Origin of the sequence: Streptomyces sp. WAC07094, from assembly GCF_036320405.1 — a bacterium.
Taxonomy (GTDB): Bacteria; Actinomycetota; Actinomycetes; order Streptomycetales; family Streptomycetaceae; genus Streptomyces; species Streptomyces lannensis.
This window is the reverse complement of record NZ_JAVMJZ010000001.1, coordinates 7,242,039-7,262,781: the sequence shown is the minus strand read 5'-3', so window position 1 is coordinate 7,262,781 and position 20,743 is coordinate 7,242,039. Positions and strand designations below refer to the sequence as shown.

At 70.5% G+C, this 20,743-nt stretch carries 15 protein-coding genes; 6 read left to right on the top strand and 9 right to left on the bottom strand.

The window, feature by feature from the left end; translation table 11 throughout:
* Positions 1-58: 58 nt before the first annotated feature.
* Complete coding sequence (locus RCR19_RS32385; RefSeq protein ID WP_331268324.1) at positions 59-796, top strand: FadR/GntR family transcriptional regulator; 738 nt, start codon at positions 59-61, stop codon at positions 794-796.
* Positions 797-924: 128 nt separating this feature from the next.
* Here the strand turns inward: RCR19_RS32385 and RCR19_RS32380 are convergent, their stop codons facing one another.
* The 6 genes from RCR19_RS32380 to RCR19_RS32355 are packed head-to-tail and all read right to left on the bottom strand — an operon-like array spanning position 925 to position 10,398.
* Positions 925-3,942: a glycoside hydrolase family 38 C-terminal domain-containing protein gene (locus RCR19_RS32380; protein ID WP_331268323.1), complete on the bottom strand. Its 3,018-nt coding sequence runs from the start codon at positions 3,940-3,942 to the stop codon at positions 925-927.
* Between the two features lie 30 nt (positions 3,943-3,972).
* The gene (locus tag RCR19_RS32375) at positions 3,973-5,991 is read right to left on the bottom strand and encodes an endo-beta-N-acetylglucosaminidase (protein WP_331268322.1); all 2,019 of its coding nucleotides are present in this window, start codon (positions 5,989-5,991) and stop codon (positions 3,973-3,975) included.
* Between the two features lie 40 nt (positions 5,992-6,031).
* Positions 6,032-7,264: a glycosyl hydrolase gene (locus RCR19_RS32370; RefSeq protein WP_331268321.1), complete on the bottom strand. Its 1,233-nt coding sequence runs from the start codon at positions 7,262-7,264 to the stop codon at positions 6,032-6,034.
* A 36-nt stretch (positions 7,265-7,300) separates the two neighbouring features.
* Positions 7,301-8,206, bottom strand: a complete 906-nt coding sequence (locus RCR19_RS32365) for a carbohydrate ABC transporter permease (RefSeq protein ID WP_059126814.1) — start codon at positions 8,204-8,206, stop codon at positions 7,301-7,303.
* Positions 8,203-9,096, bottom strand: coding sequence for a sugar ABC transporter permease (locus tag RCR19_RS32360; protein ID WP_331268320.1), 894 nt, complete (start codon positions 9,094-9,096; stop codon positions 8,203-8,205). The genes RCR19_RS32365 and RCR19_RS32360 overlap by 4 nt, the downstream gene beginning before the upstream one ends.
* A gap of 6 nt (positions 9,097-9,102) precedes the next feature.
* A complete protein-coding gene (locus tag RCR19_RS32355; RefSeq protein WP_331268319.1) occupies positions 9,103-10,398 on the bottom strand; it encodes an extracellular solute-binding protein in 1,296 nt (431 codons plus the stop codon).
* A gap of 216 nt (positions 10,399-10,614) precedes the next feature.
* Here RCR19_RS32355 and RCR19_RS32350 point away from each other — a divergent pair, with 216 nt between their 5' ends.
* The gene (locus tag RCR19_RS32350; RefSeq protein WP_331268318.1) at positions 10,615-11,694 is read left to right on the top strand and encodes a LacI family DNA-binding transcriptional regulator; all 1,080 of its coding nucleotides are present in this window, start codon (positions 10,615-10,617) and stop codon (positions 11,692-11,694) included.
* Between the two features lie 148 nt (positions 11,695-11,842).
* Here the strand turns inward: RCR19_RS32350 and RCR19_RS32345 are convergent, their stop codons facing one another.
* On the bottom strand, positions 11,843-14,188 hold the full coding sequence (locus RCR19_RS32345) for an alpha-L-fucosidase (RefSeq protein WP_331268317.1): 2,346 nt from the start codon (positions 14,186-14,188) through the stop codon (positions 11,843-11,845).
* Between the two features lie 269 nt (positions 14,189-14,457).
* On the opposite strand from RCR19_RS32345, the gene RCR19_RS32340 reads away from it, so the two are divergent.
* From RCR19_RS32340 to RCR19_RS32330, 3 genes are all read left to right on the top strand, one after another.
* Positions 14,458-15,801 (top strand): amidase, encoded by a 1,344-nt coding sequence (locus tag RCR19_RS32340; RefSeq protein WP_331268316.1) that lies wholly within the window; start codon positions 14,458-14,460, stop codon positions 15,799-15,801.
* A gap of 1,253 nt (positions 15,802-17,054) precedes the next feature.
* Positions 17,055-18,239 carry an alcohol dehydrogenase catalytic domain-containing protein gene (locus tag RCR19_RS32335; RefSeq protein WP_331268315.1) on the top strand — a complete coding sequence of 395 codons (1,185 nt, stop codon included), beginning with the start codon at positions 17,055-17,057 and terminating at the stop codon, positions 18,237-18,239.
* Between the two features lie 34 nt (positions 18,240-18,273).
* Positions 18,274-18,639 carry a TraR/DksA C4-type zinc finger protein gene (locus RCR19_RS32330; protein WP_331268314.1) on the top strand — a complete coding sequence of 122 codons (366 nt, stop codon included), beginning with the start codon at positions 18,274-18,276 and terminating at the stop codon, positions 18,637-18,639.
* A 149-nt stretch (positions 18,640-18,788) separates the two neighbouring features.
* Here RCR19_RS32330 and RCR19_RS32325 read toward each other — a convergent pair whose 3' ends face one another.
* Both RCR19_RS32325 and RCR19_RS32320 read right to left on the bottom strand, forming a co-directional pair.
* A complete protein-coding gene (locus RCR19_RS32325) occupies positions 18,789-19,271 on the bottom strand; it encodes a GNAT family N-acetyltransferase (RefSeq protein WP_331268313.1) in 483 nt (160 codons plus the stop codon).
* A 54-nt stretch (positions 19,272-19,325) separates the two neighbouring features.
* A complete protein-coding gene (locus RCR19_RS32320; RefSeq protein WP_181923006.1) occupies positions 19,326-19,502 on the bottom strand; it encodes a hypothetical protein in 177 nt (58 codons plus the stop codon).
* 514 nt (positions 19,503-20,016) lie between these two features.
* Here RCR19_RS32320 and RCR19_RS32315 point away from each other — a divergent pair.
* Positions 20,017-20,577, top strand: coding sequence for an HD domain-containing protein (locus RCR19_RS32315; RefSeq protein WP_331268312.1), 561 nt, complete (start codon positions 20,017-20,019; stop codon positions 20,575-20,577).
* Positions 20,578-20,743 lie beyond the last annotated feature (166 nt).

The window sequence follows — 20,743 nt, the reverse complement described above, 5'->3', positions numbered from 1 at the left end:
TAGTGGTCGGACCACATCAGTGATTAGACTGCCGCACACGGCAACGGGAGGAAGTGGCGTGGACGAGACACCGACCGAGGGGACGGAGCCGGAGAGGACTGCGAACGCTCCGCAGAAGGGGACGGTGACGCAGCGCGCCATCGAGCAGATCAAGGCGATGATCGCCGAGGGCCGGCTGGAGCCCGGCCAGCGGCTGCCGACGGAACGGGATCTCGCGGTCCAGCTGGGCATCTCGCGCAGCTCGATGCGGGAGGCGATCCGTGCGCTCACGGTCCTCGGCGTACTGGAGGCGCGGCACGGCTCGGGCATCTATGTGACCCTGCTGGAGGCGGGCGACCTCCTGGAGACGTTCGGCGTGGTGGCGGATCTCTCGCGCGGACCGCGCCTGGTCGAGCTGCTCGAGGTCCGGCGCATCCTGGAGTCGACGGCCACGGCCCTCGCGGCCGCCCGGATCACGGACGATCAACTCGCCGAGGTCGAGAAGCACTTGACCGCGATGAACGCGACGGAGGACCCGGAGGAGATCCTCGCGCACGACCTCGCCTTCCACCGCGAGATCGCCGCAGCCGCCGGCAACGAGACCATGGCCGCGATACTGGAGGGCCTGTCCTCACGCACCTTCCGGGCCCGCGTCTGGCGCGGCTACCAGGAGGAGGGCGCCTTCGCCCGCACCCGCCGCGAACACGCTGCGATCCACCGGGCCCTGGTCGCCCACGATCCGGAGGCGGCCCGGGCGGCGGCCGCCGCGCACGTGGGCGAGGTGGAGCAGTGGCTGCGGGCGCAGCTCACCCCATAGGCGGCCGTCCCCGGGACGAGCACCATCGAATGCCCGCGCCCACCGCCGTCCTGTGATCAAGGGGCACAAGCCCCGGCGGGCTCCCGGCGGGGCACCGCGCGCCGAACGCGCGATGCCCCGCGCCCGCCTCAGGCCCGCTTCAACCGCAGGGTCACCAGCTCGAACGGACGCAGCCGCAGCGTGATCCGGCCGCCCTCGCGGTGCGGTGCGGGCGCATCGCCGAGCGGGCGCTCCAAGAGGTCCGTCGGCACCACCGCCGCCACCTCGAACCCCGCGGTGAGCGTGGCCTCGGTGCGACCGCCGCGGGACTCGTGGAAGCGCACGACGACGTCACCGCTGCCGTCGTCGGCCAGCTTGACCGCCGTGACCACGACCGCGTCCTGCGCCACCGTCACCAGTGGCTCAACCGCGCGCTCACCGTCCGCCCGCCGTTCCGGCAGGTTGATCCGCCAGCCCTCGCGCACCGCGTCCCCGATCGTGGCTCCCGGCGTCAGCGCGTGCCGGAAACGGTGGACACCCTGGTCGGTCTCCGGGTCGGGGAAGCGCGGGGCCCGCAGCAGCGAGGCCCGGACGGTGGTGGTCGTACCGGAGTCGGTGTCCCGCACCGTGCGGGTCACGTCGTGGCCGTAGGTGGAGTCGTTCACCACCGCGACACCCCAGCCGGGCTCCTCCAGATGCACGAACCGGTGGTTGCAGGCCTCGAACTTCGCCGCCTCCCAGGAGGTGTTGGTGTGGGTGGGGCGGTGGAAGTGCCCGAACTGGGTCTCGGACGCGTACCGTTCGGCATGCACGTCCAGGGGGAACGCCAGCTTCAGGAACTTCTCCGTCTCGTGCCAGTCGACCTCCGTGTCGATCTCCAGCCGCCGCTCGCCCGGCGCGAGCGACAGCACCTGGGTGACCCGTGAGTCGCCGAAGGACCGCACGACGCGCACCGACACGCCGTCCTCGCCCGGCCCGACCTCGTCGGCCTCGACCAGATCGGTGACCGAGTTGCGGTAAAACGCGTCCACGTCCCAGGCGTCCCACATATTGGGGAAATCGGGGTGGAGCTGGAGGAGGTTGGCGGCGCACCCGGGTGCGACCGTCTCACGCTCGGCCCGGAGGTCGTACACGGAGACGACCAGCCCCCGGGCGTCGATCTCCGTGCGCAGCAGCCCGTTGTGCAGGACGAAGCCGCCGTCGGAGCGTGCCGTCAGCGACACCTCGCCCCCGACTGCCGGCTCGCCCGCCCCGCCGGCGGGGACCCCGGACCGGGAGTGCGGGGCCGCGTTGAACACCAGCGGCACCGACCCCTCACCGGCCAGCGTCCGCTGCGCCGCCTCGATGATCCCGTTCAGTTCGCCGGCGATCCGCTCGTAGGTGGCCCGCGCCTCGCGATGCACCCAGGCGATCGAGGAGCCGGGCAGGATGTCGTGGAACTGGTGGAGCAGGACCGTCTTCCAGATGCGGTCCAGGTCCTCGGCCGGGTAGCGGAATCCAGACCGCACGGCCGCCGTGGCCGCCCACAACTCGGCCTCCCTCAGCAGGTGTTCGCTGCGCCGGTTGCCCTGCTTGGTCCTGGCCTGGCTGGTCAGCGTGGCGCGGTGCAGTTCCAGGTACAGCTCGCCCACCCAGACGGGCGGATGGGCGTACTCCCGCTCCGCCTTCTCGAAGAACTTCTCCGGCGTTTCCCACACCACCGTCGCCGAGCCCTCGAGATCCCGCAGACGTGCCGCCTTCGCGATCATCTCCCGCGTCGTGCCACCGCCGCCGTCACCCCAGCCGGTCGGCGCCAGCGAGTGCCTGGCGACCCCCTTGTCCTTGAAGTTCCGTGCGGCGTGGGCGATCTCGCTGCCCTTCATCGAGCAGTTGTAGGTGTCGACGGGAGGGAAGTGGGTGAAGATCCGGGTCCCGTCGATGCCCTCCCACAGGAACGTGTGGTGCGGGAACTTGTTGGTCTGCGACCACGAGATCTTCTGCGTGAGCAGCCACTTGGACCCGGCCGCCTTGATGATCTGCGGAAGTCCTGCCGCGAACCCGAAGGTGTCGGGCAGCCACGCCTCGTCGTTCTCGATGCCGAACTCGTCCAGGAAGAACCGCTTGCCGTGCACGAACTGACGGGCCATCGCCTCCGAGCCCGGCATGTTGGTGTCCGACTCCACCCACATGCCGCCCGCCGGCACGAACCGGCCCTCCGCCACGGCCTTCTTCACCCGCGCCCACACCTCGGGCCGGTGCTCCTTGACCCACGCCCACTGCTGGGCCTGGGACATGGCGAAGACGAACTCCGGCTCGTCCTCGATGAGCGCGGTCATGTTGGACGTCGTACGGGCCACCTTGCGCACCGTCTCACGCAGCGGCCACAGCCACGCCGAGTCGATGTGCGCATGCCCGACGGCACTGATGCGGTGGGCGGAGGGCGCGGCGGGGGCCGCCAGGACCTCGGTGAGCTGCGAACGAGCGCGTTCCGCAGTGCCGTTGACGTCCTGGAGGTCCACGGCGTCCAGCGCCCGGTCCACCGCGCGCAGGATCTCCGAGCGCCGCGCCGAGTCGACCGGCAGTTCGGCCATCAGCTCACCGAGTACCTCGAGATCGAGGACCAGCTGCCAGACGGGCTCGTCGAACACCGCGAGGTCCATGCGCTCCAGCCGGTACTGCGGTTCGGCGCCCGCCGTCTCCTTGTCGCCGAGCTGCGTGGGCCGGAAGGGGTGGTAGTCCAGGATGACTGGATTCGAGGCGGCCTCGATGCACAGCTCGACCTGCTCGCCGCCCTCGGCCGGGGACCCGATCCGCACCCACTGGTTGCGCGGGTTGAGCCCCTTCACCGGGGTGCCGTCGGGCCGGTAGACGAGGCCTTCGCACTGGAAGCCGGGCATGTTCTCGTCGAACCCGAGGTCCAGCAGGGCCTCGACGGTCCTGCCCGCCCAGGCCTCGGGCACGGTCCCGGTCACCCGGAACCAGCTGGTGCCCCACGGGGCGCCCCAGCGAGCGCCCACCGCGATCGGTTCGACGGGAGCGGCGAGCCCCTCGGCGACCGGTACCGGCTCCCCGGGTGCGTGCCACACAGCGACCTGGAGCGGCACGGACTCGGGATACACGGCGGGGCGGATGCGCTCGTCGAGGACGCGGCGCAGGCGGGCTTCGACCAGGGTGCGGTCGTCATGCATGGGGTGCTCCGTGGGGTGTGGGTGCGGGTGTTACCAGCGGTGGGTCGTCGTGGCCGGAGTCGAGACGTTGTAGAGCTCCCCGACAGCGCGCAGTTCGAACCGTGCGGCATTCTCGCCCTGCTCCGCCGTGAGCCCCCCGGCGTAGTAAGCCGACTGGCAGGTGCCGCCGAGGAAACGGCGCGTCCCGTCGGACAGGATCCGGTACAGCTCGTAGTGCCGTACACCGGGGGCCCCGGCCCTGTGGGCGGCGGGGGCCGCCTGCCAGGCGAACCGCAGATCGCCGCCCTCGGCGTCGATGACGCGCAGCCCGGCCGGGGCGGCCGGAGCGGTCACCGCGTCGCGGACGGCGAGCCGCCCGAGGCGCCAGCGCACCTCGCCGCCACTGCCGGTGAGTCGCACGGCCAGCCTGCGGACCGTGCCGGACAGGCCCGTCAGCGGCACGGTCGTGGTCTGCCAGCCGGCGCCGCCCGACAGCGGGAACAAGGCGTACGAGGGCGCCTGGCCCGCGGCGCCCGGCTCCGTGGTGGCGACAGCCAGCTCCGCGCGGACGTCGCCCGCGTCGGCCCGGTGGGTCACCTCCACGACCGTCTTCGGGCCGATCGGCAGCCGGGTCGCGTACAGCTCCAGGGTGGCCGGTGCGTCGAGGGCCCCGGAGACCAGCAGGCTGCTGCCGCCGCGCCAGGCGTCCGCGAAGTCGAAGGCGACCGAGGGGCGGGTGCCGCTGGTGCGGACGACCCACCGGCGGGAGGGCAGCCGGTCCTGCAGGCCGAGGTGGTTCCAGGGGGTGGCAGAGGTGGCCTCGCCGTCCTCGTACCACTTCAGTCCGTGCCCGGTGTTGAAGACGGTCGCGAACGGGAGCGCGTCGACGGTGGACCGGTCGGCGACAGACAGGGCCGGGGCGCGCCAGCCCGCCGTGGTGTCGGGCCGGGACGGGTCGAGCGACGCACCGGTCCAGAACAGGTCGTCGGCCGCGTGGAAGTCGCCGGGCGTGCGGTTCGCGGGCAGGTGGTTACGGGTCCACTCCGGCCGGTAGAAGCCGATCGACGTCACGTGCGCGGCGGTGGCCGGCACGATCGCGTCCCAGTTCACCGAGGTGCCGGTGCCGCCCGACTCCACGTCGACGCCGGCCCACAGCTCATAGCGGTTGCGCCCGAGCTGCCCGGCCAGCGTGCCCGAGGACGCCAGCGAGCTCTTCGACCATCTGAAGTCGACGAACATGGTGTCCGCCCACTGGAAGAACGCCTGGTTCTGGCTGTCGAGTGCGCCCTGCCACGAAACCGTGCCGTTCACGGTCATCGCGTCGTACCAGGTGACGCGCAGCCCTTTCGCCGCGCTGAGCGCCTTCAGCTCCTTGACGAACCCGAGCATGTCGGCGCCGAGCGCGCTGTCCCCGCCACCGGTCTCGGCGTTGACGAACCAGCCGTCGAAGCCGTACGCCTGCGCGACCGCGACGAGCTGCCGGGCGAGCGGAAAATGCCCCGAGACGTCCTTCTGGACGAGGTCACGAGTCCACTGGAGCTGTCCGCCGAAGGCCACGGGCGGCAGGAAGATGTTGCCGAGGACGGGTACGCCGTGCCGGTGGGCCGCGTCCACGATCGGGGCGTTGGGCGCGAGGACCAGTCCCTCGCCGGCCGAACCGCCCCAGAAGACGAGTTCGTCGACATACGCCCAGTGGGTCGGGGCGTAGTAGTCGGCGGTGGGCGCGCCCTGGGAGGGGTTGGCCGAAGTGGGCCCGAACGAGACCAGCGACTGGACGCGGGCCTGCCCGGAGCGTGCGGTGGTGTTCGCGGGGGTGGGGGTGAAGCGGGCGGCGAGCGGCACGGAGGCGGCGTTGAAGGCCAGGTCCGTGTCGGCGGCGGCGGTCCAGGTCTTCAGGCTGCGCCAGGTGATGCCGGTGCCCGGGGTGCCGGAGGGCAGGGAGTCGGGGTACCAGTAGGAGGCGTACGGCTGGAGGTCGCGGGTCGCCGCCGAGGCGCCGGACGTGGGCAGCACGGGGGTGAGCGCGGTTGCCGCTCCGGCGAGCAGGACGGCGCGTCTGCTGAGGTTCACTGTGTGCTCCGTTTCGTCGTGGGGACGGAGTGGGGACGGGCTACTCGGTGACCTGATCGGGGGTGACGACTTCGGTGATGCCACGGGCCGCGAGGTGCTCCTTGTCGTCGGCGCGGCTCGCGAGAACTGTGGTGGGCCGGGCCCCGTCGGCGGTCAGCCGGGCGAAGGCCTCGAAGACGGCGCCGCCGGGAGCGCAGACGGAGCGTCCGGCCGTTGTGTCGACGGCCAGTGCGGTGGTGCGGGGTGCCGGCTCGGCCGCCCGCCGTGCACCGGCGATCCGCGCGAGCGCCGCGGCCGCGGGTTTGGGCCGCCGGTCGTTGGTCAAGAGGCCGAGCCCGTATTCGAGTTCGGGGAAGTCGCCAAGATCGCGGCTGACGTCGTGCGAGCACCACCAGGTCACGCCCCACAGGTCCGGGCAGTCGAGCGCGTTGGTGACGGTCGCCTCGGTGAAGGCCGCGGCGTGCTCCGGGGGGATCAGCGGGGCGGGCGCACCGACCTCCTGGAGCCATACGGGGCGGTGCGGGTCGTCCGCCCAGGCCTTGGAGAGCTCGACGAGGTAGGCCGCGTGGTGCTCGGTGGCGGTCCCGGTGCGGCCGTGGCGCTGGGCGGTGCCGTTGAACACCCAGGAATGCACGGCGGTGAGATCGCCGAGGCGGGCCGAGTGCTCGGGGGTGAAGGGCTGGTCGTCCTGGTACCAGGCGGCGTCGTAGGAGGCGTGCAGATGCAGTCTGCCGGGGGCGCCCTCGGCGCACGCGGCGAGCAACCGGGTCAGCCACCGCCCGGCCTGCTCCGGGGTGATGCGGTCCGGGTCCGGATGCGGTCCTGCGGCGAACTGGTTGACCTCGTTGCCGATCGTCATGCCGATGAAGTTCGGCCGGTCGGCGAGCGCTGCGGCGAGCGTCCGCAGGTATGCGGCCTCGCCCTCGACGACCTGCGGATCGGTGAAGATGTTGCGCCGGTGCCAGGTCTGCGTCCAGGCGGGGAGGAAGTCGAAGCTCGACAGATGTCCCTGCAGACCGTCCACATTGACGTCCAGTCCGCGTTCGGCCGCCGCGTCGGCGAGCGAGAGGAGCTGCTCGACCGCGCGCGGGCGGATCATGGTGCGGTTGGGCTGGAAGTAGGGCCACAGCGCGAAGACCCTGATGTGGTCGAGGCCCAGCGCGGCGATCGAGTCGAGGTCGGCGCGTACGGAGTCCAGGTCGAAGTCGAGCCAGTGATGGAACCACCCCTCGCTCGGGGTGTAGTTGACGCCGAAGCGCACGGCAGGCGGCATGCGGATTCCTTCAGACAGTGGTGCACGTACGGAGGTTCAGCCCTTGACGGCGCCCTCGCCCACGCCGCGGAAGAAGTACCGCTGCAGGCAGGCGAAGAGGACCATGAGCGGCGCCACCGCGATGACGGTGCCCGCGGCGACGAGGCGCTCGTCGTTGGCGAAGGTGCCGTGCAGATAGTTGAGTCCGATGGTCAGGGTGAACTTCGACGGGTCGCTCAGCACGATCAGCGGCCACAGGAAGTCGTCCCACGAGAACATGAACGCGAAGATCGCGACGACGGCGAGGGTGCCCTTGACCGACGGCAGCGCGATCCTGGCGAACCGCTGCCAGACGTTGGCGCCGTCGACGAACGCGGCCTCCTCTATCTCGAAGGGGAGGTTGAGGAAGGCGTTGCGCATCAGCAGCACGTTCATGGCGCCGACGCTGCCCGGCAGGACGACGCCGACCAGCGAGTTGTTGAGGCCGAGCTCCCGCATGGTGGTGAACTGGGCGATGATGATGCTCTCCGCGGGGACCAGCATCGCCAGGATGAAGACGAGGGTGGCGACCCTGCGGCCCCGGTAGCGCAGCCGGGCCAGCGCGTAGCCCGCGAGGGCCGAGCCGACGCAGTTGGTCACGACGTTGGCGGTGGCGACCTTCAGCGAGTTGAGGGCGTAGTCCCACACGGGGATGGTGTCCGACACGCGCGCGTAGTTGTGCAGCGTCGGGTGGGCGGGCAGGAAGGAGGGCGGGGAGCTGAAGATGTCCTCGGTCGGGCCCTTGAGGGAGGTGGACAGCTGCCACAGGAACGGGCCCACCGTCAGCGCCAGCACGAACAGCAGCAGCACGTACCTCAGGACCAGTTCCCACACCCGGATGCGGCGGCCGTGCTCGTCGGTGACCGGTCCGCGGTGCACGACGGCCGGCGCGGGAGCCGGCGGCGCCTTCTCCACGACACTCATGCGTCCTCCCTCCGGTCCGCGCGCAGGACGAGCAGCATCAGCGCCACGGTGACGACGAACACGACGAGCGAGATCGCCGAGGCGTAGCCGACCCGGCCGGTCAGGCCCGTGCCGGTGCGCTGGACGAGCATGACCAGGGTCGTGTCCTCCCCGGCCGGGCCACCGGTGGGACCGGCCATCAGATACACCTCGGAGAACACCTTGAACGCGGCGACCGAGGAGAGCGCGGCGACCAGCACCATGGTGGAGCGGAGCGCGGGCACGGTGACCGTCAGAAAGCGACGCACGGCACCCGCGCCGTCCACGGCCGCGGCCTCGTGCAGTTCACGGGGGACATGGGCGAGAGCGGCCAAGTAGATGATCATGTAGTAGCCGAGGCCCTTCCAGACCGTGACGGCCATGGCGCTCAGCAGGAGCAGCCACTGGTCGCTGAGGAAGCCGACCCGGCCGACTCCGATCGTCTCCAGCAGCGAGTTCACCAGACCGCGCTCGTCCAGCAGCCACACCCAGATCAGCCCCACGACGACGATGGAGGCGACCACCGGGGTGTAGAAGGCGGAGCGGAAGAACGCGATACCGGGGATGTTCTTCTGCACCAGCAGGGCGAGCAGCAGAGGCAGCAGGACGAGCGCGGGGACCACCCCGAGGACGTAGAGCGCGCTGTTGCGCAGGCCGATCCAGAACATGTCGTCATGGAGCAGCTCGCGGAAGTTGGCGAGCCCGACGAACCTGCCCGGGATCAGGGTGCGGCGGTCGGTGAAGGCGTTCACCACGGTGGAGACGAACGGATAGAGGATGAAGACGCCGGTCACCACCAGCCCCGGCACGGCGAAGAGCCAGGGACTGGTGGGGAGTTGGCGCCGCACCCGCGACACGGTGGATGTGGCCATGATGGTTCAGCCCTGCTGCTGGAGAAGCTGGTCGCAGGCCTTGACAGCGTTGTCGAGTGCCGCCTTGGGGCTCTCCTTGCCCTGGAGCGCCTTGGCGACCTCGTTGCGCAGCGCTGTCTTCATCTGGTCGCTGAAGAGTACGGGCGTGTAGTTGACAGCGTTCTTCAGGGACTTGGCGGCCGCGATCCGCACCCGCGTCTCGTCCGTGCCGTCCTCCTTGGTGAAGTACGGGTCGTCGAGCGAGCCGGCGGTGCTCGGGAAGATGGCCACCTGCTTCGCGAACGACATCTGGTTCTGCGCGTCGGTCACGTAGTGCGCGAAGGCGACGGCCGCCGGGGTGTGCTTGGTACGGGAGTTGACCATCACGCCCATCACGTACATGTTGACGTGACCGGTGCTGGTGATCTGGTCGGTGATCCCGATGTTCTTGTACAGGTTCGGCGCCTGCTTCTTGAAGTTCTCCAGGTCCAGCGCGCTGCCCGGGTTCATGGCGACGGCCTCGGTGAGGAACTTCTTCCCGGAGGACTCGGGCGTGGCGGTCAGGGCCTGCGGGTCGAGCGCCTTGGCGTCGTACAGCTCCTTGTACTTGGTGAGGAGCTCGACGCCCTTCGCGTCGTTGAAGGCGAAGCCGGTGCCCTGCTTGTTCATCAGCTCGACGCCGTAGCGGCCGAAGTCCTCGACGGTGGGCACATTGGCGAGGGTGGCGACCTTGCCGTTGCTCTTCTGCGCCATCTGCAGGGCGTCGGTGAAGAGTTCGTCGTACGTCTTCGGGGGCGAGTCCGGGTCGAGTCCGGCCTTCTTGAACAGGCCCTTGTTGTAGAACATCGGGCCGGTGTTCAGGTACCAGGGGAAGGCGTAGGTACCGCCGACGCCCGGTGTCTGCTGCCCCGTCCAGGCACCGTCGAGGTACTCGGGCCGGTACTTGGCCGCCGCCTTGTCGAGGTCGAGGGCGAGCCCCGCCTTGACCAGGGGGGCGAGCAGGTCGGGCGAGACGTTGACCACGTCGGGCAGGGTCCCGCCCGCCGCGTCCGCGCTGAGCTTGTCGGCGTAGCCCTCGGCGGGCTGGTCGATCCACTTCACGTGGGTGCCGGGGTACTTCTTCTCGAAGTCGGCGATCAGGCCGTCGAAGTACGGCTTGAAGTTGGCGCGCAGGTTCCAGGTCTGGAAGGTGATGTCCCCCTCGACCTTGCCGGACGCGTCGGTGGATCCACTGCCGTCGTCCGAGGAACCGCAGGCGCTCAGCGGCAGGACGAGGGCGGCGAGGGCAGCGACGGCGAATGTTCTGCGGGATGGAGTGGGCACGGTGACACGGCTCCCTTGCGGCGTCGGCGGCTGGTGTCGCCAGCGACCATGCACGGCACGTTCGAGAGAAGTCAATGGATTCGCCTCAGCTAATGAAATACCTAGCTCATTAGTCCAGTTCAGAGCACCCCTCGAGGAGTACTTGCACGCTCCCACTAATGCGCTTTAGGGTCTAGGCACTCAAGCGCATTAGTCCGCTCAAAGAAAGGGGCCGCCGTGCCCGCCAAGCGGTCCCCCGCACGCCGTCCGACCATGAAGGACATCGCCCGGCGCGCCGGGGTCTCCGAGAGCGCCGTCTCCTTCGCGCTCAACGGGCGGCCGGGTGTCTCCGAGATCACCCGCGACCGGGTGCGCCGGGTCGCCGAGCAGCTGGGCTGGCGGCCGAGCACCGCGGCGCGCCAGCTCTCCGGGGAGGGCGCGGCCACGGTCGGCCTGGTCGTGGCGCGTCCGGCGGACACGCTGGGCGTGGACTCCTTCTTCCTCCAGCTCATCTCCGGCATCCAGGAGGTACTGGCGGAACGTCACCTGGGCCTGCTCTTCCAGGTGGTGGAGGATGTGGACGCGGAATGCGGCGTCTACCGTCGCTGGTGGGCCGAGCACCGGGTGGACGGCGTGCTGGTGGTCGATCCGCGTACGGACGATCCGCGCCCCGATCTGCTCGACGAACTGGGCCTGCCCGCGGTGGTGATCGGCGGGGTGCCGGACGCGCGCCATCCCGGACTGTCCACGGTCTGGGCCGACGACGCGGGCGCGATGACGGCGGTGGTCGGCCAGTTGTATGCGCTGGGCCACCGCAGGATCGTGCACATCGCGGGACTTCCGGGCCTCGCGCACACCGAGCGCCGCATCCGTACGCTGCGCACGGAGGCCGAACGGCGGGGCCTTCACGAAGTGCGGTCGGTGACCACCGACTACTCGGACGCGGAGGGCGCCGCCGTCACCCGCCGCGTGCTGGCCGAGGACGCACCGCCGACCGCGCTGGTCTACGACAACGACGTGATGGCGCTCGCCGGCGTCACGGCGGCGGCCGAGCTGGGCTTCGCGGTACCGGCCGACGTCTCGGTGATCTCGTGGGAGGACTCTGCGCTGTGCCGCATGGTCAAGCCGTGGCTGTCCGCACTCTCCCGTGACACGGTGGAGTTCGGCCGCAAGGCGGCGGAAGAGCTGACGGCGCTGCTGGACGGTGGCCCGGCCCGCACGGTGCAGGTACCCGTGCCGCGGCTGATCGAGCGGGAGAGCACCGGGGCGGCGCTCGACTCTCAGCCCCGGCCCCGGGGGAGCGAGTCCCCCGGGTGAGAAGTGCGGTGGACATGCGGGAGGCGGCGGGGATCACCCCGGCCTGACGACGACCGGACTCCCGCGCCCCCTCCCGGACCGTCGGCGACGAACCGGCTCCGCCCCGGGCACGACGCCCGGGGGGTTCGCCGCCGACGGCCCTTCTCGCTCAGCTGTGCCACTCCACCTTGAACACCCAGACGTGGCGGCCCGCCCTGCGCGCCGCCTGGGGCACGTCGATCACGAGCGAGCCGTTGCGCACCCGCCAGGTCAGTGGCCGGTCGTGGCCGAGCATCGTCACCTTGTCCCCGCCGCGGATCGGCACGGGCGCCTCCACCGTCAGGGTGCTGCCCGGCTGTGTCAGCGAGTGGATGTAGAACGCCTCGTTCTGCCGGACCGTGAAGCGGAGGTCCTCCCCGAGTTGCGCCATACGGGACCAGTACGTCGTGTCGTAGATCGCCTCGCCGTTGGTCTTCAGCCAGTCGCCGGTCTCACGCAACCGGGTCTGCATGATCTCCGGGATGGTGCCGTCGGCGCGAGGACCGATGTCCAGGAGGAAGTTGCCGTTCTTCGACACGATGTCGACCAGACTGTGCACGACTTCCTCGGTCGTCATGTAACGGTCGTCCGGGGTCGCCCGGTTGTAGCCGTAGCTGAACGGGTCGAGACCCCGGCTCGCCTCCCACTTGGCGACGACGGTGTTGTCGTACGTCGTGTACTCGGGGGTCGTGAAGTCGTGGAAGGCGATGCCCGAGCGGTCGTTGACGGCCACCTCGTACGGCTTCGGCCGGTTCTTGCCGTGGTTGAAATACTCGGCGACGACGTCGAGGCTGTCGTTGGCACCGCCGATGTCGCACCACAGGACGGCCGGGTCGTACCGGTGGATCAGCTCCAGCATCTGGGGGGCCTGGTAGTCCTTCACATAGTCCTTGCCCGCCGTGTATCCGGTGTACGGGACCGGCTCCAGGGTGTACGGATTGCGCGGCGCGTGACCCATCCACGGGTTGTCGGGGTTGAACCACTCGGGCATCGAGAAGTAGAGGCCCCGGTGCAGCTCCGGTGCGAACTTCGCTGAGGCGTCGAAGAGTTCCCGGATCAGATCGCGCTTCGGGCCCATCTTCACCGCGTTGCGGTCGGAGAGCTTGGTGTCCCACAGGGCGAAGCCCTCATGGTGCTTGGAGGTGAGCACGTGGTACTGGGCGCCCGCGTCCCGGAACAGTTCCACCCAGGCCCGCGGGTCGAACCTGGCCGCGGTGAACATCGGGATGAAGTCGTCGTAGGCGAAGTCCTCGCCGTAGGTCTGCGCGTGGTAGGCGTACACCGCGTTGTCCGCGCTCTGCAGGTTGTTCCAGTACCACTCGGCGTACTGCTGGCCGACCGGTGACCAGGCGGGCACGGAGTAGACACCCCAGTGGATGAAGATGCCGAACTTCGCACGGTGGAACCAGTAGGGCGCCTGGTGCCCGGCGAGCGAGGCGTCGGTGGGCCGGTAGTCGGGCACGCCGAGGGTGAGGTCCGCCGTCCGGGCGCCGACCTGGCGGCGGCCGCTGTGGACGGCGACCGTGCCGGACCGCACCGTGCCGGGGGTCGTGCCTCCGCGGTTGCGGATACCGATCCGTACCCGGGCCTGTTCACCGGGGTCGAGACGGCTGACCCGGCCCGGTTCGACGGTACGGGCACCGGGGACGTCGACGCTCACGGCCACCTCGTCGGCGGCCAGTACGGCGACCGTGCCCGCGTTGACCACGGTCGCCTCCACGCTCTGGGCACCGCCGGCCTCGAGAAGGGAGAACGTGGAGTGCGCGTCGCGCAGCGCCAGCGCCCGTCCCTCGGCGACCGGCTGCAGGGAGAGCGCGAAGACGTGCAGGGACGCCTTGCCCTCCTCGGCCGGGTTGGTGGTCGGCAGGGTGAGGCCGACCGCCTCGCGCCCGGGATCGATCCAGATCTCGGCCGTGCCGATGCCGACGGTGTGCTCGTCCTTGCTGCCGTCCGGTGCATAGCGGTACGGGGCCGACAGCGAACCGCCCGCCGCGTACCAGTCGGACCCGCCGAGCCCGCCGGTCGTCGTCGTCCCGTCCGCGTAGTGCACGGTGGCCCGACCGGAGGCGTTGCCGTAGCTGCCCGAGGTGAGGAACAGGGCGGAGAGGTAACGCCCCTTGGGCAGGTCGACGCGCTGTCCGAGGGCCACGATGTTGTTGGCGGCTCCCGCAGCGGAGGACGGGAAGTCGAAGAGGATGCCGTCGACGACCACGCGCCCTGCGGGCAGTTCCTCACCCGGGAAGGTGTAGCCGGAACCGTCGAAGTTGCCGCCGCGGGCAGAGGCGGTGTCGATGGCATCGTTGTCGAAGTAGCCGTCGAGGGCGACGGGAACGGGATCGGGAACCGGAACCCAGTGGGCGTCCGCGCCGGGTGAGCCGGCGGACCCGGCCGAGGCCGGGACGGCGAGGGGGAGCGTCGCCCCCGCGGCCACCACCGCGGCGGCTCCGAGAACCTGACGTCTTGGATACGCGTTCATGAGCACCTCCAATTCATCGGAGGTCTGATGATTGAGCTGTCTCCGGGAGACTGTCAATGGGGCGCGTAACGATAGGACTTGAGCCAGTGATCGGATGACCTTTCCGTCCCGGGTGCATGGAGTCGGCCACCCCGGCGATGACCCGGGGAGCGCGTGCGGCAAGGGCGCGGCCAGACCCTCGACGTGGCGCCCTCGACAGGGCACAGTTCTGCACGTACTCGCCAGTACGTGCACGCCTCGACCGCGCCGAGCACCGACAGGGAGCGCCCGTGACCAGCTGGGTCGGCCGTACCGCCGCAGAGATCGCCGCCGCCGTACGCGAGAAGCGGACCACCCCGCGCGAGGTCGTGGCCGAACACCTCGCGCGTATCGAGCAACTCGACGGTCGCGTCGGCGCCTTCCGCCGAGTGCGCGCGGACGCCGCACCGGCCGAGGCCGACGAGGTCGCGGACCGTACCGATCTGGCCGAACTCCCCCTCGCCGGCGTCCCGGTGGCAGTCAAGGACAATCTGGCCGTACGCGGGGAGTCCACCCGCAACGGCTCGGCCGCGACACCGGACACGCCTGCCGACCACGACCATGTCACGGTGGCCCGGCTGCGCGCGGCGGGGGCGGTCGTCGTCGGGCTCACGAACGTGCCCGAGCTGTGTGTCTTCGGCACCACCGAGGGGGTGTTCGGGGCCGCCCGCAACCCATGGGACACCTCGCGCACGGCAGGCGGCTCCTCCGGGGGCAGTGCGGCGGCGGTGGCCGCCGGGCTGGTGCCGATCGCGCTCGGCAACGACGGAATGGGCTCACTGCGCATCCCCGCCGCCAACTGCGGGCTCGTCACCATCAAGCCGGGACACGGCACGGTCCCCGCGGGCATCGGCAACGGCGACTGGTTCGGCATGTCCGAGAACGGGCCGCTCGCGACGACCGTCGAGGATGCCCGGCTGATGCTCCAAGTCCTGGCCGGCCGAAGGGAGACGAGCACGAAGCAGCCCGCCGCACTCACGATCGCGCTCTCCCTGCGCAGCCCCGTGCTCGGCGTGCGGGTGAGCCGTCCGTACGCGGAGGCGGCCCGATCCGCGGCAACCGTGCTCGCCGAGGCGGGTCATGACGTACACCCGGCCGACCCGCCCTACCCGTGGTGGCTGGGCACGACCTCCCTTGCGCACTGGACGGCCGGTACGGCGGTCGACGCCGAGGGCCTGGACACGGGACGACTGGCGCGCCGTACCCGGGTGCACGCTTCGGTGGGCCGCCGCTTCGTCCATGGCGCACGCTCCGGCGCCCGCCGCGAGCAGTTGCGCCGGATCCTGGAGCCGTTCTTCTCCGAGCACGACATCCTGCTGACGCCGGCGCTCGCCCGCCGCAGTCCGGCCGCGGAGCCGTGGCACGAGCGCGGCTGGCTGCGCAACATCCTGGTCAACACCAACTACTCCCCCATGACCCCGCCATGGAACCTGACGGGCTGGCCCGCGATGTCGGTCCCCTTCGGCACGTTCCCCAACGGTGCGCCCTGCGCGGTGCAACTGGTCGGACGGCCCGGCTCGGAGGCGGCTCTGCTGGATGTGGCGGGCAGGCTGGAGTCACTGCAGCCCTGGCGGCGTACGGCACCCCTGGGCTGAAGGGTGTCCCGGACGCCGGGCGCTTTCCCGTCCAGCAAGGCACCCCGGCTTACAAGTACTACGCGGAGATTCCGGCGCACGGGTACCCCAACGCCGCCGCGATCCCCATCAAGCCGTGGAAACTCGACGTCACCGTTCCGCGCAACCCGACCGTCCGGCCGCAGCCCACGCGCATCGACCAGCTGACGACCGGGATGGCTCTGGCGGGCGGCACCTTCCATCTGGAGGTGGCCACCGACGTGGAGGAGCGACCGGTCGACCCCAATGCGGCCGTGACCCTGGACCGCTGCTGGGGCCATCCGTACGACACGCAGCACCAGATGGGGAGGCCGGGTCCGACAAATCCCCGGTCGCCACACACTACGGCGAACCCGCCGTCCCCAGAAGGCGACAGTGCGGTCGCGGCCGTCGACGAGTGGCTGTGACGACCGCTTTCCCCGCACTCACCGGTCCGGGTGGATACGTCCGAGCGGCGCGCACGGACGGTGACGGCCGCGCCACGGTACGACGTCGACCGGCGCGATGGTGGTTTGGGTCAGCCGTCGGTGGGGACCCGACCGACTGGCGCCGAGCGGCCGGAGTGGGGAGAGCCCTCGCCGCCATCGGATGCAGAAGGAAGATGAAGCGTTGTGACCGCACACCCGAGCGAGACACCCGTCGTCCGCCCGCCTCAGCCGGGCCGGGACCAGTCCCGGATCCCAAGTGAGAACACCCTGCGTACCTGCATACCGGCCGTCGAGGACCGGACGGTCCCGAGGACGTGCCGTGGACCGGAGTCGAACATCGTCAGAGGCGAGGACTGACGACAGAGACGAGGACTGACGACGGCGCAGACCACCGGCCGGCAACGCCGAACAGGACGTGAATCGGGAGAGTGTGCCAGGGGGGCCAGTGTGCCCGTCGTTGCGCGGCGCGCCCCGCGACCATGCGGTCCGCCCGGGCACAACACATCGATGCGGCCGACGGCGGAACGCCGCGGCCGTCGCACGAACTGCGGACGTGCCTCGAGCGCCTGTGAGCCGCGGCCCGGCGGGCTTGTTCGTGCCGCTGATGCCGCCACGGGCCGCCCGGCACTACTGGGCGTCCGCGGCAGGGGCGGTACCGGGACGACGGTCGGGCGGCGACCGCCGCGAGACCGATCCGCCACGCTCCGTGACGGATGCCTGCTCGCCCGGGGAACGGGTGTGTCGAGGCGAGCCCCGCAGGGGACTCGGAAGAACGGCCCGATCCCTGCGAGACCGAGGAGCGAGACGATGCGAGCACTCACCTGGCAGGGCCGGCGGGATGTCCGTGTGGAGACCGTCCCCGACCCCCGGATCGAGAAGCCCGACGACATCATCGTGCGGATCACGTCCACCGGGATCTGCGGTTCGGATCTTCATCTGTACGAACTCTTCGGCCCCTATCTCGACCCCGGCGACATCCTGGGCCATGAGCCGATGGGCATCGTGCAGGAGGTCGGCCCCCAGGTGCACACCCTCTCGCCGGGGGACCGCGTGGTCATACCGTTCAACGTCTCCTGCCGCGACTGCTTCATGTGCGACCAGGGCCTGCATTCGCAGTGCGAGACGACCCAGGTGGAGGAGCGGGGATCCGGCGCCGCGCTGTTCGGCTACACCAAGCTGTACGGACAGGTGCCGGGTGGACAGGCCGAGTTCCTGCGGGTCCCGTTCGGCAACAAGCTGCCCATCAAGGTGCCCGAGGGCCCACCGGACGACCGTTACATATATCTGAGCGATGTGCTGCCCACCGCATGGCAGGCCGTCGAGTACGCGGCCGTTCCGCAGGGCGGGAGCGTGGCCGTACTGGGGCTCGGCCCCATCGGCGACATGTCCGCCCGCATCGCCCGTCACCGCGGCGCCGGACTGGTCATCGGCGTGGATCTGGTGGACGAGCGCCTGGAGCGGGCAGCGGCGAACGGCTTCACCTGCTTCGACCTCCGCCGGCACGGCAGGGATCTGACCGAGACCGTGCGGGACCTGACCGACGGACGGGGACCGGACGCCGTGATCGACGCCGTGGGCATGGAGTCGCACGGAGCGCCGTTCGCCAAGGCGGCGCAGTGGGTCACCGGCCATCTGCCCGACGCCGTGGCGCAGCCCCTGATGGAACACGCCGGAGTGGACCGCCTCGGGGCTCTGCACTCGGGCATCGACCTGGTGCGGCGAGGCGGCACACTGTCCGTTTCCGGGGTCTACGGGGGGACGGCGAGCCCCATGCCCCTGCTCACGATGTTCGACAAGCAGATCCAGGTGCGGATGGGGCAGGCGAACGTGTGGCGCTGGGTGGAGGACATCCTCCCCCTGCTCACGGACGAGGATCCGCTCGGCGTCGACGGCTTCAAGACCCACGCCGTGCCGCTGGAGGACGGTCCCAAGGCCTACGCGATGTTCCAGGCCAAGGAGGACGGAATGATCAAGACCCTCCTCGAGCCCTGAGACCCCGCTGTCCACCGATCGATCTGGAGTTTTCATGCCCACGACACTGTCGGCCGACGATCTGAAGGCGATCACGGATCGGCTCACCGTCGAGGCCGACGTACTGCGCGAGGAACTCGCGGACGCCGAGTCGAAGATGCCCGCCCTTTACGCGGACTGCGACCTCGACCCCGCCGACGTGGGTGCCCGGGTGAGCGCGCTCGCCGCCCTGCGCGCCGACGCCGATCGCGCACGGATTCTGCTGGACCGGGTGGTCGCCACCCTGCCCCGGGTGGGGACGCCGGGATTCGGCCGGTGCACGGTGTGCGGCGATGTGATCGGCCGGGACCGGCTGCTGGCGGTGCCGCACACGGAGCTGTGCATCGTGTGCGCCCGCGCCGGGACCGGCGCGCGGCCATGAGCCGACAGCGGTCCGCGTTCTCGGGCCCCGGGTGACCGGAATCTCCGGAACACCGCATACCACCGAGCGCGAGGAGAGCGCGGCGACGACGATCGTCGGCCACGCTACCGCCGGGGCCCCCGATTCCTCCCTGTGCCGCCCACGCACCCTCACAGTGCCCGGTACATGACATGCAGCCCCACCGAACCGAACCGTGGATGCTCGTACGCCTCGGGGATCGTGCCGACGATCGTGAAGCCCAGGGACGTCCACAGCCGGACCGCGGGGTTGGTCTCGACGACCGCGTTGAAGACCATTCCGCGATAGCCCTCGGCCTCGGCCGAGGCCAGGATGTGTTCGGCGAGGGCACGCCCGACACCGCGTCCGGCCCGGTCCGGGTCGACCATGAAGCCGGCGTTCGCGATACGGGCGGCGGGGCCGCCGTAGTTCGGGGTGACGAAGGCGGAACCGACGATCGCTCCGGAGTCGTCCTCGGCCACGTACACACGCTTGGCCGGCGCCATCCACAGGGCGCGGGCCGCCTCCTCGTCGGTGTCCGGGTCCCAGGTGTAGGTCTCGCCGGCGGCGACGATCCGGTGCCAGAAGGGCCAGATGCGCGGCCAGTCGCCGGCCGCGGCTTCCCTGATCAGCATGGGCGCGTGTCCGACACGCCCATGCCGCAGGCGATCACGACGGATCCTGCAGGGTCAGTCGACGCTCGGCAGGATGTGGGGTTCGGCAAGGTCGTCCTCGTAGCCCGCCAGACGGATCGGGGCCGAGTGTGCCCAGACGTCCAGACTGCCGAGCTTCTTCTCCGTCCGCAGGCCGCCGCGCTCCACGCGTTCCTTGGGGCGGTCATCGTGATGCGTCTTCTCCGGTGTCACCGCGCACTCCTTATGTGTCGGGTAACCCTCGGGACGTGCCGCCCCGGCCTGCTGCCGTGGCCCCGCGCGTCCGCTCGGGTCTGGGTCGAAATCTGTTCGGACGCGGTGGCGCCGGCAACTCGTACGAGAGCAGGCCGTGGTAAGCGGCTTGTCCCGGGACGGACCGTGGGTGTGGGTGGGACCCCAATGGCTGTCCGCTCGGTCCAGGGTAACCAAATGAGCGGGCTGCCGCTCGATGGGGCTGAAACAACCAGGTAACTGTCTTGAGTCGTCGGGCACCCATTCGCATGCATTATTAACCAATTTGTTGCCTGTCATCCCGTTTCGGTACACCCGTTCGGCGCAATCGTCGAACTGCTCATCGCCCCCTCACATGTACGGATCAGCGTTCCTCGGCGTGGCTCTACCCGGCGCGGTCCGGCTCGTGCTCAGTTCAAGTCCCGTTGGCCGAGTCGCAAGCTCGCCATGATCTGCTGACACTCGGCAACGGCTTTTCTCGCGAGAGGACTGACGCATGGAGCTGCGCAGCGTCGAGGAGCTGATGGATCTGCTGCACGCCTGCCGGGGCGCATGGGACACCCCGGATCGCAGCGGCGACCCGGTCGATCTGCACGACCACGCCCTGCAGACCGCCGCGCTGCTGCGCCGAAGTCGCCCTGCGGACAAGGAACTCCAGGTGGCCGGACTGGTCCACGACATCGGCCATCTGCTGCGGCCGGGCGACGACGCCGGACACGCCGACCTCGCGGCCGACGCGGTACGGCCGTTGCTCGGCGAGCGGGTCTCCCGCCTCGTGCGCCTGCACGTGGCCGCCAAGCGCTATCTGGCCGCGGTGTCCCCGGAGCGCGGGCTCTCCCCGCAGAGCGCGCTCACCCTGCGCCGTCAGGGCGGGCCCATGACGCATCGAGAAGTCCTCGCGTTCGAGCGGGACCCGTTGGCCGAGGACGCGGTCACGCTACGTCAGGCGGATGACGCGGCCAAGGTCATGGGGCTCAACGCCGGTGTGCTGGAGGACTGGCGCACGGTTCTGGAGCTGGTGGCGGCCGGACGCGTCCGGCTGGGGGTCATGGACTGACGTCTCCGCGGGCCGTTCCACGACCGTAGCGGTTCTGCCCCCAGGCGCCCGGTCCCGCGTCGACGCGGGACCGACGGCCGTTGCCGTGTGACGGCGGGCCCGGACGGCCCCCGTTGAGGAAAGCGTCTCCGCCTCCCGGTCGGCTGCGACATGCCACCGTCGGCGT